At 60.6% G+C, this 15,385-nt stretch carries 12 protein-coding genes; 2 read left to right on the forward strand and 10 right to left on the reverse strand.

What is annotated here, in order from left to right:
• Nucleotides 1-157 precede the first annotated feature (157 nt).
• From BMY73_RS20835 to BMY73_RS20845, 3 genes are all read right to left on the reverse strand, one after another.
• Nucleotides 158-1,264, reverse strand: coding sequence for an NADH:flavin oxidoreductase/NADH oxidase (locus tag BMY73_RS20835; RefSeq protein ID WP_062383343.1), 1,107 nt, complete (start codon nucleotides 1,262-1,264; stop codon nucleotides 158-160).
• Between the two features lie 103 nt (nucleotides 1,265-1,367).
• Nucleotides 1,368-3,083: a single-stranded-DNA-specific exonuclease RecJ gene (gene recJ / locus BMY73_RS20840; protein WP_092409415.1), complete on the reverse strand. Its 1,716-nt coding sequence runs from the start codon at nucleotides 3,081-3,083 to the stop codon at nucleotides 1,368-1,370.
• Nucleotides 3,084-3,146: 63 nt separating this feature from the next.
• Nucleotides 3,147-3,689 carry a YaeQ family protein gene (locus BMY73_RS20845; protein WP_092409417.1) on the reverse strand — a complete coding sequence of 181 codons (543 nt, stop codon included), beginning with the start codon at nucleotides 3,687-3,689 and terminating at the stop codon, nucleotides 3,147-3,149.
• 308 nt (nucleotides 3,690-3,997) lie between these two features.
• Between BMY73_RS20845 and BMY73_RS20850 the strand changes: the two genes are divergently transcribed.
• Nucleotides 3,998-4,888, forward strand: a complete 891-nt coding sequence (locus BMY73_RS20850) for a TIGR02285 family protein (RefSeq protein WP_092409419.1) — start codon at nucleotides 3,998-4,000, stop codon at nucleotides 4,886-4,888.
• A gap of 189 nt (nucleotides 4,889-5,077) precedes the next feature.
• On the opposite strand, the gene BMY73_RS20855 is transcribed toward BMY73_RS20850, so the two are convergent.
• Both BMY73_RS20855 and BMY73_RS28070 read right to left on the reverse strand, forming a co-directional pair.
• Nucleotides 5,078-5,374 (reverse strand): DUF3509 domain-containing protein, encoded by a 297-nt coding sequence (locus tag BMY73_RS20855; protein WP_092409421.1) that lies wholly within the window; start codon nucleotides 5,372-5,374, stop codon nucleotides 5,078-5,080.
• Between the two features lie 175 nt (nucleotides 5,375-5,549).
• Complete coding sequence (locus tag BMY73_RS28070; RefSeq protein WP_139214259.1) at nucleotides 5,550-5,738, reverse strand: hypothetical protein; 189 nt, start codon at nucleotides 5,736-5,738, stop codon at nucleotides 5,550-5,552.
• A 111-nt stretch (nucleotides 5,739-5,849) separates the two neighbouring features.
• Here BMY73_RS28070 and BMY73_RS20860 point away from each other — a divergent pair, with 111 nt between their 5' ends.
• A complete protein-coding gene (locus BMY73_RS20860) occupies nucleotides 5,850-6,509 on the forward strand; it encodes a response regulator (RefSeq protein ID WP_092409423.1) in 660 nt (219 codons plus the stop codon).
• Here the strand turns inward: BMY73_RS20860 and BMY73_RS20865 are convergent.
• The 5 genes from BMY73_RS20865 to dsbC all read right to left on the reverse strand — a co-directional run bounded on the left by BMY73_RS20865 (nucleotide 6,478) and on the right by dsbC (nucleotide 15,304).
• A complete protein-coding gene (locus BMY73_RS20865) occupies nucleotides 6,478-7,734 on the reverse strand; it encodes an EAL domain-containing response regulator (RefSeq protein ID WP_256571272.1) in 1,257 nt (418 codons plus the stop codon). The genes BMY73_RS20860 and BMY73_RS20865 overlap by 32 nt on opposite strands.
• An 87-nt stretch (nucleotides 7,735-7,821) precedes the next feature.
• The gene (locus BMY73_RS20870) at nucleotides 7,822-11,445 is read right to left on the reverse strand and encodes an ATP-binding protein (RefSeq protein WP_092409427.1); all 3,624 of its coding nucleotides are present in this window, start codon (nucleotides 11,443-11,445) and stop codon (nucleotides 7,822-7,824) included.
• A gap of 121 nt (nucleotides 11,446-11,566) precedes the next feature.
• A complete protein-coding gene (gene thrC, locus BMY73_RS20875) occupies nucleotides 11,567-12,976 on the reverse strand; it encodes a threonine synthase (RefSeq protein ID WP_062383361.1) in 1,410 nt (469 codons plus the stop codon).
• Nucleotides 12,977-13,123: 147 nt separating this feature from the next.
• A complete protein-coding gene (locus BMY73_RS20880) occupies nucleotides 13,124-14,428 on the reverse strand; it encodes a homoserine dehydrogenase (protein WP_092409429.1) in 1,305 nt (434 codons plus the stop codon).
• Nucleotides 14,429-14,563: 135 nt separating this feature from the next.
• Entirely contained in the window at nucleotides 14,564-15,304 is a 741-nt protein-coding gene (gene dsbC / locus BMY73_RS20885; RefSeq protein ID WP_062383367.1) for a bifunctional protein-disulfide isomerase/oxidoreductase DsbC, read from the reverse strand.
• Nucleotides 15,305-15,385: the final 81 nt, after the last annotated feature.

Below are 15,385 nucleotides of genomic sequence, written 5' to 3' on the forward strand. Positions count from 1 at the left end.
TTGATGTCGCTGACTCACCGCATTCGCCGGCAGGCCGGCTCCACCAGGTCTGCGGTCTGGACACAGGTTGTGCGAACCGACTACCGCAGGTCATGACGCAAATGGCCGCTCACTGGCCCCTCCACGCCTTCGGCAGCAGGAGGTGGTTCGACGGTGATCAGTCGCGCAGATCCGACTCGTGGATGGGCTGGTCACGGTGCGTTGCACGCTGGTATTGCGCCGGCCACACCGCCTTGCGTCCCCCAAGATCGTCATCGGCGTGCAGCGGCCAATACGGATCGCGCAGCAGTTCGCGCGCCAGCAGGATCAGGTCCGCCTGCCCCGTGCGCAAAATGGTGTCCGCCTGGAACGGTTCTGTAATCATCCCGACCGTCCCGGTGGCAATTCCGGACTCACGACGCACACGACCAGCGAATTCAGTCTGATACCCCGGCCCGACCGGAATCTCGGCATTGGCTGCCGTGCCGCCAGACGACACGTCGATCAGGTCGACGCCCAGCGCCTTCAAACGCTTGGCCAGTTCGACCGTTTCGTCCGGGTTCCAGCCATCTTCCACCCAGTCCGTCGCTGACACGCGCACGAACAGCGGCAGCTCTTGCGGCCACACCTCGCGTACAGCCTTGGTCACCTCCAGCGTCAGCCGGATGCGATTGTCAAACGATCCGCCGTATTGATCACGGCGCTGATTGCTCAACGGCGAAAGAAACTGATGCAACAGATAACCATGCGCCGCGTGGATCTCCACCACCTTGAACCCGGCGGTCAGGGCGCGCTTGGCGGCATCGACGAAGGCTTGAATCACCGTCTGGATCTGATCCTCCTCCAGCGGTGTCGGCGATGTGTGTTGCGGGTCGAAGGCAATCTTCGACGGTCCCCACGGAATCCACCCACCCTCTTCCGGCTTGATGCTGCCGTGCTTGCCCAGCCACGGGCGCCAGGTGCTTGCCTTGCGCCCGGCATGCGCGAGCTGAATACCGGCCACGGCGCCTTGCGCGGTGATGAATCGGGTGATGCGTTGCAGCGGTTCGATCTGTTCGTCGTTCCAGATGCCGAGGTCTTCGGGGGTAATCCGTCCGTCGCGGGTCACCGCCGCTGCCTCGGTGAAGATAAGGCCGGCACCGCCTACGGCGCGGCTGCCGAGGTGGACCAGATGCCAGTCATTGGCCAGACCGTCGACGCAGCAGTACTGGCACATCGGCGATACCGCAATGCGATTCAGAAAGGTCAATTGGCGAAGGGTGTAGGGTTCAAGCAGCAGGCTCATGGGCACCTCTCAAGTCGACGTAAAGGTTCCTTGTGTTCTGAACCTAGAGCCTAGTCGACAACCCGAGAGAAGTTCAGGTTCCTGCTGCCTTGCATCGGGAGTGTCAGCGCGGCGAGATGTGCGCCACCAGCAGCTGCACGGTTTCGTTGCCGCGGAATTCGTTCAGGTCCAGCTTGTAGGCCAGCTCGACCCAGCGAACCGTCGGGTTGGGCCACACATCGCGATCGACGCCGAACGCGATGCCGTCGAGCTTCACCGTGCCACATTCGGTCTTGAGCACCATCTTCAAATGCCGTTCGCCCACCACGCGCTGTTCCACCAACTGGAACACGCCGTGGAACAACGGCTCAGGAAAGTGCTGGCCCCAAGGCCCGGCATTGCGCAACGCACGCGCCAGCTCCAGATGAAACTCTTCAACCGCCAGCGTGCCGTCCGACAGCAGGCGCCCGGTCAGGTCTTCTTCGTTCAACTGGCGACGCACTTCATCATCGAATGCCTCGGCAAAGGCCGCAAAGTTCGCCTCCGGCAACGAGAGGCCGGCCGCCATCGCGTGGCCACCAAACTTGCTGATCAATTCGGGATGCCTCGCGGCCACCGCATCCAGCGCGTCGCGAATGTGAAAACCCGGCACCGAGCGCGCCGAGCCTTTCAAGACACCCTCACCCGCACTGGCAAACGCGATGGTCGGGCGGTGATAACGCTCTTTCAGCCGCGAAGCGAGAATGCCGATCACCCCTTGGTGCCATTCGGCGTCGAACAGGCAAAGACCGAACGGCATCGATTCCACCGGCAAGTCCTTGAGCTGCGCCAACGCCTCGCGCTGCATGCCCTGCTCGATGGATTTTCGGTCCTGATTGAGCTCATCCAGTTGCACCGCCATCTCCCGCGCCTGCGTCTCGTCATCGCAGAGCAGGCATTCGATGCCCAGGCTCATGTCGTCCAGACGTCCCGCCGCGTTGAGCCGAGGCCCGAGGATGAACCCCAGATCGGTCGAGGTGATACGCGACGGTTCCCGGCGGGCAACTTCGAGAATCGCCCGCAAACCGGGACGCGCGCGACCGGCCCGGATACGCATCAGGCCCTGATGCACGAGGATGCGGTTATTGGCGTCCAGCGGAACCACGTCGGCCACACTGCCCAGCGCAACCAGGTCCAGCAGCTCCCCGAGGTTGGGCTGAGCACGGCCATTGGCCTCGAACCAACCTATGTCACGCAAACGCGCGCGCAAGGCCATCAGTACGTAGAACATCACCCCCACACCAGCCAGCGCCTTGCTCGGGAAGGTACAGCCGGGCTGATTGGGATTGACGATGGCGTCAGCGGCCGGCAATTCGTGGCCGGGCAGGTGGTGATCCGTGACGAGTACCCGCAACCCCGCAGCCTTGGCGGCAGCCACGCCTTCGACGCTGGAGATGCCATTGTCCACGGTCATCAACAGCTCAGGTTGACGCTCCAGCGCTACCTGCACGATCTCAGGCGTCAAACCGTAGCCGTACTCGAAGCGGTTCGGCACCAGATAATCTACATGAGCTGCACCCAACAGGCGCAAACCCAGCACACCGACCGTGCTGGCCGTGGCGCCGTCCGCATCGAAGTCGCCGACGATCAGAATACGCTGGCGCTGTTGCAGGGCCGCCACCAGCAGATCCACGGCGGCGTCGATGCCCTTGAGCTGCTGATAAGGAATCAGACGCGCCAGGCCCTTATCCAGCTCATCCGGCGACTGCACACCCCGAGCCGCATAAAGACGAGTCAACAGGGGCGGCAGGTCGCCCAGAAAAGGCAGGGTGTCGGGCAACTGGCGTGGTTCGATGCGCATGCGGGTTCCGCTGATGTTCTTCTGTTGGAGCTAATGGGGTGTTGCGTCAAGCAGCGTCGGCGATCAGCCGCGCTCGCCCACCAGCCACTGCAGTTGTACTTCGTGCTGACCGCGATCATCGGTCACGAAGATCGTGCCTTCGCTGATCATCACATCCCACTTGATGACCCGTGGCATGTCCTTGGCCAGCGTTTCCAGCACGTCCTGTGGAACGGCGGCGATGTTGACGTTCTTCAGGTTCTTCACCGCCGGCACGACCTTGCCTTCCCAGACCCGCAGGCTGCCGTATGCCAGCAAGCTGGTGCGCTCGGTACGACGCGAGCACCAGGTCAGACGCTCCGCGTCCGGCTGGCCGACTTCGATCCAGTGCACGACACGATCGTCCAGGCTTTTTTCCCATAGCGCAGGTTCGTCGACTTCTGACAGCCCCCGGCCAAACGACAACTGCTCGTTGTACCAGAACGCGTAGGCCAGCAGGCGCACGGTCATGCGCTCTTCCGTTTCCGAAGGGTGGCGAGCGATGGTCTGTTTGACGTTTTCGTAAACCCCACGATCAAGGTCGGTAAGGTTCAGTTCGAATTTGTAGGTCGTGGACGGCTGGGCCATGAACGGGCTTCTAAAGACAGGAAGGGCGCCAAGTCTAACCGATGCGGGAGCATTGAACGAACAACTCGACGGTCGAGCCCTCCTCACTCGCAAATTCAAACGGTCCGACTCGGCGCGCGATGCTTTACTGATCTCAAGGTGGCGAGTGTTAAACAAATGATCCACTGCGCCGATACCTTACTGCGAGACCCTCGAGCATGAAGTACTCAGAGCGGCCCGTTGCCAACGCCTGCTGTCGATCCGCCAAGCGGGATCGGAGGCGTATTGTCCTCGGCCTCAGTCAGATTTTTCGGGAATTACATCGACGGATGGTCAATCGTTACCCGCGTTGCCCCAAAGCCGGGCTGGTGCTCCTTGTTCTCTCAGTGCTGGGGGCGACACCGGGCACTGTATACGCCAAGGAGACCCTGACCTGGTTGCTACGTGACTTCCCGCCGCTCACGATTTTCGCCGGCCCGCAAGCGGGGCAAGGCGCCATCGACAAGCTGATGCCGGAGCTGATTGCACGGATGCCCGAGTACAACCACCAGATCATGCACGTCAACCGGGCCCGCGGTACGCAGATGCTTCAGGACCCCGATGGTTTTGCCTGCGATCCGACCCTGCTCTGGACGCCGGAACGTGAGAAAACCATCCTGTTTTCCATTCCCACTTATGCCACGCCCAGCAATGGCGTCACCATCGAACGCCGCAAAGACGCCCTGTTCAAGCCATTTCTGACCGAAGACGGACACCTTGATCTGGCTGCCCTGCTGGCCAGCAACACGGTCAAAATCGGCATTGTCGCCGAACGCAGCTATGGGTCGGTGGTGGACAAGATTCTGGGCGCAACCACGCAGCCGGACAATTTGATCCTCCACTACGGCAACTCCGCCGTGGGCAGCATGCTGCAAATGGAACGCATGGACCGTTTTCAGGCCATCATCAGTTACTGGCCCGAGGCGCGTTATCACGCCCAGCAGCAAGGCATTCCCCTGACAGAACTTGAGTTTTTTCCGGTCAAGGGCGCCCCCAAATACCAGTTCGCGCACATCGGCTGCTCAAAGACTGACAAGGGCCGCGCTGCCATGGACATCATCAACCGGGAAATGCGCGTGCTGCGCACGACGAAACTGATCGGCTTCTATGCGCAGTGGATGGTCAAGAGAGAAGAGTACCTGCGCGATGCGCAGACGTTTTTCGATGAGCCGGAAAAGTAAACGCCAGACCGCCGCCAAGTGGACGTCGGACGTACAGGCAAAAAGAAACCCCGAGCAGCGGGGAGACTACTCGGGGTCAACCGTGGTCCTTCTTGGACCCGTACGGCAGGCAACATAAACACCGGAGCACAATGCCTGCGCCTGCCGTAACGGATAGGAGCCTAATCAATCGATAAGGTTCCCCGCCGCTCAGACAAAAGCCCGACCCGCGGTAAAAGGGCTGGCCTGCGTCGCATTGCGCATGGCCGCGATCACACACGGTTCGATTCGCCCTTCGGCGACCATCAAATCACGGTGAAGCCCGTCCACCACATCGGTCAACTGGCGCTTGTCGCACAACTGGGCAGCGGAATACATGCGTTCGATCACAATCGCACCGGCTGCATTTCTCAGCGTCACCAGACGCTCGCCATTCACACCCGCAGCGCCCAGGCTTGCCTGATACGGTGCCAGTGCCTCGCTTAGCAGTAAGCTGATATTTTCCATCCGGATCACCACTCAACAGTTTGAATGCAAAGGTGCTTATCACTGACCATCGACCGAACCGGAAAGTTCTTTTTGCCGTGAGCGGGATGATTGCGGCAACCTGAGTACCGGAGCATGCCTGCCGGATGTGACAGAAAGAATTCTGTACCTGAGTGCCCGAGGCAGCGCCTTCAGCTCATCCCTGGATCGTGACGAAGACCGACGACGGCTGATTGACCTCGTCGTTCTGAATGTGGCGATAACGACCGAGCGCTTGACGAACCGAATACGGACAAGGCGTGATACGCGCCACACAATCGGTCATCAGTGCTGTAGAAGAGGTTCGCTCCTCCCGATATATCGGGTGTTCCTTGCACATACGCATCGAAAACTCCTGAGACAAGACGACTGACCTTGAGTCTGGGCCAGAACCGTCTAAAGGCCTTTAAGACGCGTCCGAAAATCAACGAGGGCCGGACTCAAAGGAGCCGCCAAGATGGCCACCGACAAGCGACCGTTGCGCATTATCCTGGCAGACGATCACCCGATATTCCTGATTGGTCTGAAGGTGGTGATCGAGCAGAACAAGCGCGCCACGGTGATCGCACAAGCCAGCGCCCCGGACGAGTTGCTGGAAAAACTCCGCGGACACCCCTGCGACCTGCTGGTGACTGACTTCATGATGCCCGTCCAGGATCAGAACGACGGATTGCGGTTGCTGGAGCGGATTCGACGTGATTACCCCGCCCTGCCGATCATCGTGGTGACCATGCTCAACAATGCGGGGCTGTTTCGTTCGATGCTTGCCTTGAAGGTCCAGGGGTTGCTGAGCAAGGCCAGCATGGCCAACGAACTGCCTGCGGCCATCAGCAGTGTCAGCCAGGGCAAACCGTTCGTGGCCGAATCCGTCCGGCGCAGCCTGCTGGAAGCTGCGGATTACGGTTCCGATACGCTGGTCGCGTTACAGGACCTCTCGCCCCGAGAGCTGGAGGTCATCCGTTTACTCGCTGCGGGCAATTCGGTCGGGGCCATTGCGATGCAGCTTCACCGAAGCAAACAGACGGTCAGCGCACAGAAAGTCAGCGCCATGCGCAAGCTGGGTCTGGCCAACGACGCAGCGTTGTTCATTTACCTTCAGGAGCACGGCCTGGTCTGAGCGCATCGAATGGCAGGACGCGTTCAGGGTGGCGCTCAAACACTTGAAGCCAGTTCAGAAAGTCGGCCTCCGGCATCGGCCTGGCAATGAAATAGCCCTGTATCACGGGATGACTGAGCATCAACAACGCTTCATAGTCGTCGGCGGTTTCAACCCCTTCGACCACCACGTCCAGCGCCATCTTCTGCGCCATGAACAGAGCACCGCCGACGATCGCCGATTTGCGTCGGTCTTCGGCAAGGCCGCGCACGAATTCCGCTGGAATCTTCAACTCGCTGAAGGGCAATTCAAGCAACCGCTGGATGTTCGACGCCCCCGTTCCAAAATCATCGATGGCAAGACGGCAGCCGGCCATGCGCAACCTGAGCAGGTTTTCGAACTGAACCACCGCCAGTTGCCGCGCCGATTGCTCGACCACCTCCAGCGTCAACATCTGTGGCCTGACCGGAAATCGCTCCAGCAACACCAGCAGTCGCGGAACGAAGTCCGGCTGATCCAGCAGCGCTGGCGGAATGTTCACCGCAACCGGCAACGCCCGGCCTCGAGAAAGCAGCAACTGATGCGACAGACTCAGCGCCAACTCAAGCATGTGCCACGTTAGCGCTTCCAGCAGTCCGGCTTCTTCAAGCAACGGGAGAAAACGGCCCGGCATCAGTAATCCATAGTCCGGATGCTCCCAACGGGCCAGAAGCTCGACACCGGCGAGCGCTCCATCGAGGCCCACCTTCGGCTGAAAATGGGCGATCCATTGCGAAGCGTAATCCAGGGCAGGATCAAGCGGACTCAAGGTGGGCAGCTCTGGCGCAGCCAGTGGGCTCAAGACTGAAGCCGCCCCCGACCCAATAGCTGGCGATTTGCTGAGCAACACTCCGATGGCGGCAACCGATGCCGGTTTGCGCATGATTCCCAGCACATTGATGCCTTGCTGTCGCGCGAGCTGTGCCGCGCTGTCCAGCACTGTCTCTTCAGCGCTACTCAAAAGGATGATCGCCTGGGCCATGCCCGTCGCTGCGAGGTGAGCGATCATCGAAAGCCCGTCCTGGCCATCCATCTGCAAGTCGCAGATGGCGACGTCGACCGGCCCGCGCAGCTCGAGCGAACGGCGCGCGGCTTCGACACAGTCCGCCGTCAGTACGTCAAACACCTGGTTGGCGTTGAGCATCTGGTGCAACGCCATCATCTGGAAAGGATTGTCTTCGAGTATCAGAACCTTGAGCGAACGCACACGCTGGACCCTCTTGCAGTCAAGGGTCTTTCGGCCCCGGGATCTGCACTCTAAAGAGCCCGCCATCTGGCCTCCATAAGACACGTCCTAAAGTGCTGGCACGTCGACCAGATGGTCCTCAAGTGCGTCAAGCAATGCGTGCATGCAAGCGTCCAGGGCCTGCCACGAGGCCTCGAGACTGGCGGTGCGCTGTTCACGCACCTCGCCGTCCATCCGGGCACACGCTTTGGCCAGCGGCACCGCATCGATCAGACAGGCCACCCCCTTGAGACGGTGCAGGCTGGCGCTCAAGGCTGTCCAGTCCTGCCCGGCCACTGCCGGCACCAGCAAATCGCGCTCCTGTCGAAGGTTGTTCCAGAGCTCGGCCAGCATGCGCTGGATCTGCACCTCGTTGGCCTGGGTCATGTGATGCAACACCTGAATGTCGAACGCACGCTGTTCTCTCCCCGCGGGCATCACGACGTCTTCGAGCTGTTGTGCCAATTGCGCCAGAGAGACCGGCTTCACCAACAGTGCATCCATGCCCGCCGCCTCACACCGGTCACGCTCCTCATGCATCGCGTTGGCGGTGCAACCGATGATCGGGCTCTCGCATCGACGAGCCCGCTGTTCAAGCCCCCTGATGATCCGGGTCAGTTCGTAGCCGTCCATGCCAGGCATGTTGCAATCGGTGATCAGCGCATCGAAGTTTCCGTCGCGCCACGCCTTGAGGGCAGCTTCACCGCTGTCGACGGCTGTCACCCGATGCCCGAGCAATTGCAGTTGCCCTGTCAGGACCAGGCGGTTGGCAGAAAGGTCATCGGCAACCAGGATATTCAGACGCGTCCCGGAAGGCCTCGCGAGAGTGGGCTCTGTCTGCGGCAGGACCGGGACCTGCGCCGGTTTCACCGGAAGGTCAACATCAACCCGGGTTCCCTCCCCTGGCGCGCTGATAACGGTGATCCGCCCGCCCATCAAATCGACCAGGCGTTTGCAAATGCTCAGTCCCAGACCGCTCCCGCCCAAAGGGCCGGCGGCCTGCTCATCGCCCTGACTGAATGGCTGAAACAAACGTGCTTGCTGCTCCGGGCTCATGCCGGGACCGGTGTCGGCAATTTCGATGTGCAGGCCGGTCCGCTCTGGCCCGGGACCGCGTGTCACGGTGATCGAGACCGACCCTGCCGCCGTGAACTTCAGCGCATTGCCAATCAGATTGTGCAGGATCTGCCGCACGCGCAGCGGATCGATGAAGTAAGCGGGTTCTACATCAGGCGCCACCGTGAGGGTGAGCGACAAGGCATTTTCCTGGGCGTGAACTCTGAACAACCGGTGGACGTCCTCCAGGAATGGCCGCAGTGACGTCGCCGCCGTCGACAGTTGCAGCCGCCCCGATTCGATCTTGGCCAGATCAAGACTTTCACCAATCAACTCAACCAGTTCACAGGCTGCACGGTGCGCGACGCTCAACCCTTCGGAAGGTGTTTCACCGCGCAGCTTGCGCTGCTCACATTCGAGCTCCAGCAGGCCGATGATGGCGGCCATTGGCGTTCGAATGTCATGACTCATAGTCGCCAGAAATGTACTTTTCGCTTGGTTTGCCTGCTCAGCCTCTTGCTGTGCCAGGGTCAACTCGCGCTCCAGTCGCTTGCGTTCGGTGATGTCGATCCAGCCCCCCAGCAGCCCCTGCAACTGACCATCGGCGCTGTAGAACGGCACCGTCCATTGCCATGCCTCGATGTGTTTGCCGGACAGCAGCATGCTGCGATCCGCAAACACGGGCTGCTGGGTTTGCAGCAGCATCATGTAGTCGGCATGCATGCGTTGGGCGCTGTCGTGGGGAATCAAGTCCACATCGATCAGCCGACGGCCATTCATCTGCTCGTAGCTGATACCGAAGCTCTCCTCATAGCTGCGGTTGCAGGAAATCAGCCGACCGGTGAGGTCACGGACGTAAATGGGGTTGGGTATGCCATCGAGCAACGCGCGCTTGAATGCCAACTGGTCGCTGAGCTGCTCTTCTGCGCGCAGCCGCTGGCGGATCTGAAACTTGAGACGGCTGCTCCAGGCCAGCGACACCAGCCCCAGTAGCAGCGCTATCGCAAGTACCCAGTACACCCATCCCGGAATACGTTGCCACAGCGAGGGTTGAGAAATCACTGCGCCCAGCCATTTCAACCGGATCGCGCGCATTTCCGCGACCGGAAACTCGTCGAGCGCCTTGTTCAGGATGCTCAGCAATTCAGGCTGGGTCTTGATGACCGAAAAGCGATCCGGGGACCATTTGCCTTCGACACTGCGTCCGACTTTCAAACGGCCCGGTGGATACAACCAGGCCCCCGCTTCATTCTGAATGGTGGCTTCGGCCTGCCCGGTTTCCACCAGCCTGCGCGCCTCGTCATAGGTCGGCACCAGACGCAACTGGATATCGGGGTAGTGGGATTGAATGAATTCCAGCAATGCGTGACGGGCAGGCATCGCCAGGACTTTGCCCCCCATCTGCGAGAGATTGATCTCGGAAGCGCGATCCGAGCGCACCACATACACCCAGTTATTGCCGCCGAAAGCGTACGTGAAATCGAGAAACGCCCTGCGGCTGGGGCTTTCGGCGAGCGAGGTGTTCATGTCCGCCACGCCTGCATTCAATGCATCCAGCGCAGCCTGTGTCGACGGCATGGCCTGATGGACGAACTTGAGCCCGGTCATGCGGGCGATACGGTTGAGCACATCGATGTTCAAGCCGACCCAGTTGCCGCGGCTGTCGGTGTAGATGTAGGGCGGGTGTTGAGTAGAGGCTACCGTGACCTGCGGGTGATTACGCACCCACAATTGCTCGGCGGCACTGAGATGAATCCGTTGCTGGGCGATATCGGCACCCAGCCCGGCGGTCCAGCGACCTTGAATCTCTCTGCTGGTCGATTCTCCCAGGTCGGCGAGCGCACGATTGAACAGGGCAAGCAGCCTGGGCTCATCCTGTCGCATGGCGAATGCAAAACCGGTAGGCGGCAGCAGGCTATCGAACTTGATCTGCAGGCCCAGATACGGTCGTTGCGCGTTGTAGGCGCGAACGATCACTTCGTTGCCAATGAACGCATCGACATCGCCATGTGACAACGCCTCCATCGCGCTGTACAGCGTGGGCGCCAGCATGATGTCGCTGTCGGGATACACACGGTGCAGCACCTGCGCGTCAGCATAACCATCCAGCAAGGCCAGCCGTTTTCCCTTCAGAGAAACTGTCAGACTGGCGTCGTTGCCCCGCCCGACCACCACTGCCCGGTCCGGCAGGTAGTCCTGGGTGAATGCCAGTCCCTTGACCCCGCGCTCATACCCGTTGCCGCTGGTCAGCAAGTCGATGTCACCGGCCAGCAACGCCTCGACCCCCTGCTCCCGTTTGGCGAAGCCCGAAACCCGGACGGGGATCCCGAGCTTGGCGCTGATCAAGCTCAGATAATCGGCGCTCACCCCTTGATAACGATTGCGATCGGTCGTGATGTCGATGGGTTCGTAATCGGCGATCGCAATGCCGACCCTTAATACCTTGTGCTCATCCAGCCATTGCCGATCAGCATCATCGAGCACCAGCGCCGGCTGACTCAAAAATGGGGAGCCGAGCGCAAACGGCAGGTTTTGAGCCGCCTGCCCACTCGCGCTCCAGACAAACGCCAGCAGCAACAAGCTGCAAAGCGCATGTCGAAGGAGTCTGGTCGTGATGAGCACTGACGAAGCGCTCATGTTCATGTGTTCTACCGCCACTGGTTTGTCCGCGATTTTCAGAAAGACCTCGCAAGTGTGGCACGCAGAAATGAGAAGGCCCGCTGGGGAGCGGGCCTAAAGTTGTTACACGGAGAAACCGTTAGAGCGGCTTGCCTCGGTTACCGTGCTGACTGACAAAGGCCTGCATGGCTTTGAGGTCATTCGGCAGCACCGTGCAACGCTCGTCTCGCTCGAACAAATCAGACAGATGTGCAGGCAGCTCTAGCGCTTTTCCTACGCCCGCTTTCTGCACCGCTTCCGGGAATTTGACCGGGTGGGCCGTGCCCAGAATCACCATCGGCGTGTCGAGACTACGACGGCAATCGCGCGCGGCCTTCACCCCGATCGCCGTGTGCGGATCCAGCAATTCGCCGGTGCTGGCGAACACTTCGGCGATGGTTTCGCAGGTTTGCTCGTCGCTGACGGCCAGCGAATCGAACAGCTTGCGGGTTTCGGTCCAGCGGTCTTCTTCGACGCTGAAACCGCCACCCTGCTTGAAGCTGTCCATCAGCGCGGCAATCGCCGAACCGTTACGGCCGTGCATGTCGAACAGCAGACGCTCGAAGTTGGACGACACCATGATGTCCATCGACGGCGACAGTGTGGCGTGCAGGGTTTCCTTCACGTACTGATTGCCGCTCATAAAACGGTGCAGGATGTCATTGCGGTTGGTGGCGACGATCAACTGGCTGATCGGCAGGCCCATGTTGCGGGCCAGATAACCCGCGAAGATGTCGCCGAAGTTGCCGGTCGGAACCGAGAATGCCACCGAACGCGCCGGGCCACCCAACTGCAGGGATGCGTGGAAGTAGTAGACGATCTGGGCCATGATCCGCGCCCAGTTGATCGAGTTCACCGCCACCAGACGCGTGCCTTTGAGGAAGCTCTGGTCAGCGAAGCTGTTCTTGACCATTTCCTGGCAGTCGTCGAAGTTGCCTTCGATGGCGATGTTGTGAATGTTGTCGCCGAAGATGGTCGTCATCTGGCGGCGCTGAACGTCCGACACGCGATTGTTCGGGTGCAGGATGAAGATGTCGACGTTGTCGCAGCGACGGCAACCTTCGATGGCGGCAGAACCGGTATCACCAGACGTGGCGCCGATGATCACAACGCGCTCGCCGCGCTTTTCCAGCACGTAGTCCAGCAGACGACCCAGCAGTTGCAGGGCGAAGTCCTTGAACGCCAGCGTCGGGCCGTGGAACAGCTCCATCACCCACTCATTGCCGTTCAACTGACGCAGCGGCGCGACCGCGCTGTGCGCAAACACACCGTAGGTCTCTTCGAGGATTTTCTTGAAATCAGCGTCCGGGATGCTGCCGGTGACGAACGGGCGCATCACGCGGAACGCGAGCTCGTGGTACGGCAGGCCCGCCCAGGAGGCGATTTCTTCCTGTGTAAAGCGCGGCAGGTTTTCCGGAACGTACAGACCACCATCGCTGGCGAGGCCGGCGAGCAGCACGTCTTCGAAATTCAGGGCCGGTGCCTGGCCACGGGTACTGATGTAGCGCATAGTCAAACCTTCGGTTTGGGCCGCAAGCTTCACGCTGCAAGCTGCAAGTCAGAGCCATTCAGCGTCGACTTGTGACTTGCGGGCTGAAGCTCACCGCGAAGTTGTTTTGCTGTTTCTTGCAGCTTGAAACTTGAAGCCTGTCGCTGCTTAATCAAGATGCTCGACACGGATACGGACAACCGGGCCAGCCACGTCCTGCAAGGCTTCCAGTGCCTGAATCGCATCGTTCATGCGCTGCTCGACCACGCGATGGGTCAGCAGGATCATTGGCACCAGACCGTCATGCTCTTCGACTTCCTTCTGCATGATCGATTCGATGTTAATGCCGCGCTCGGACAGGATGCTTGCCACCTGGGCCAGAACCCCCGGGTGGTCCTTGGCCTGAATGCGCAGGTAATACGCACTCTCGCAGGCTTCGATCGGCAGGATCGGATGCGCCGAGAGCGAATCAGGCTGGAACGCCAGGTGCGGAACGCGGTTTTCCGGATCAGTCGTCAGGGCACGCACAACGTCGACCAGGTCGGCGACCACCGACGATGCGGTCGGCTCCATGCCAGCGCCGGCACCGTAGAACAGCGTCGAACCGGCGGCGTCGCCATTGACCATCACCGCGTTCATCACGCCGTTGACATTGGCGATCAGGCGGTCAGCCGGGATCAGGGTCGGGTGAACGCGCAGTTCGATGCCGGCACTGGTGCTGCGGGCCACGCCCAGGTGCTTGATGCGATAGCCCAGCGCTTCGGCATAATGGACGTCAGCGGTGGTCAGCTTGGTGATGCCTTCGGTGTAGGCCTTGTCGAACTGCAACGGGATACCGAAGGCGATCGACGCCAGGATGGTCAGCTTGTGCGCCGCATCGATGCCTTCAACGTCGAACGTCGGATCGGCTTCGGCGTACCCCAGCGCCTGGGCTTCGGCCAAAACGTCCGGGAAGGTGCGACCCTTCTCACGCATCTCGGTCAGGATAAAGTTGCCGGTGCCATTAATGATGCCCGCGACCCAGTTGATGCGGTTGGCGGACAGGCCTTCACGAATCGCCTTGATCACCGGGATGCCGCCAGCGACTGCCGCTTCGAATGCGACAATGACGCCCTTCTCGCGGGCCTTGGCAAAGATTTCGTTACCGTGAACGGCGATCAGCGCCTTGTTGGCGGTGACCACGTGCTTGCCGTTCTCGATGGCTTTGAGCACCAGTTCGCGGGCGACGGTGTAGCCACCGATCAGTTCGACGACGATGTCGATTTCAGGGTTGATGGCCACGTCGAAAACGTCGGTCGTGGTCGGGGTACCGGTAATCTGGCAATGGGGGTTGGGTGTACGCACGGCGATCTGCGCCACTTCGATTCCACGCCCGGCACGGCGGGCAATCTCCTCGGCGTTACGCGTCAGCACATTGAAGGTACCGCCACCGACAGTACCCAGCCCACAGATGCCTACTTTGACCGGTTTCACTATGAACTCCCCATAAAACGGCCGACGCGAGGCCGGCCGTGAAAACAGCCGCAATGTTTTGCGGCTCGCTATTGATGAAACACCGGCAGATCCGGCGCTTCACTGTTCGTCGCGGGCAGAGCGCGCCGAACAGGATTACTTGGCGCTGAGTGCCAGTTTGGCGACTTGCGGCGCAGGCTGGTAGCCCGGAATCACCTGACCGTCAGCCAGAACGATGGCCGGCGTGCCGTTCACGCCAATCGACTGACCGATTTCGAATTGCCTGGTCACCGGGTTGGCGCACTTCGGTGCCTCGATGTTTTTGCCATCGACCATGCGGTCCATGGCACTGCGACGATCCTTGGAACACCATACGGCCTGCAGTTGTTCGTCACCCGGCGAGCCCAGACCCTGGCGCGGGAAAGCGACGTAACGCACTTCAATGCCGCGTTTGTTCAATTCGGGTACTTCGCCGTGCAGTTTGTGGCAGTACGGGCAGGTCGTGTCGGTGAACACGGTGATGTGCGATTTGGTCTCGCCAACCGCCGGGTAGACCACCATGTCGGCGGTCGGAATGCCATTGATCGTCTTGGAAATCGCCTGACGTTCGACTTTTTCGGTCAGGTTGACCGGTTTGCCGCCCTGAATCTGGTACAGGTTGCCCTGCATCACGAATTGACCGTCGGCACTGGCGTACAGCACGCGGCCGCCCTTCAGGTTGACTTCGTACAGGCCATTGAGCGGGCTGCTGGAAATGCTTTCGACCGGAATTTCCAGGTTCAGGGATTCCAGGGTTTTGCGGATGGCCTTGTCAGACGCCTCATCGGCGTGGGCAAACAGGCTGAAGGTGCTGGCCAGCGCTACAACGGCAGCACCGATAATACGAGTCACGCGCATGAAAACTCCTCGGGCGGTGGGCTGACGGGCGGCCATGAAAACGGCGGACGCGGGCGTACCTGCAGGTTTTCGGACCGCCAA

This window comes from Pseudomonas sp. NFACC02 (genome assembly GCF_900110765.1).
In the GTDB taxonomy this organism is placed as follows: domain Bacteria; phylum Pseudomonadota; class Gammaproteobacteria; order Pseudomonadales; family Pseudomonadaceae; genus Aquipseudomonas.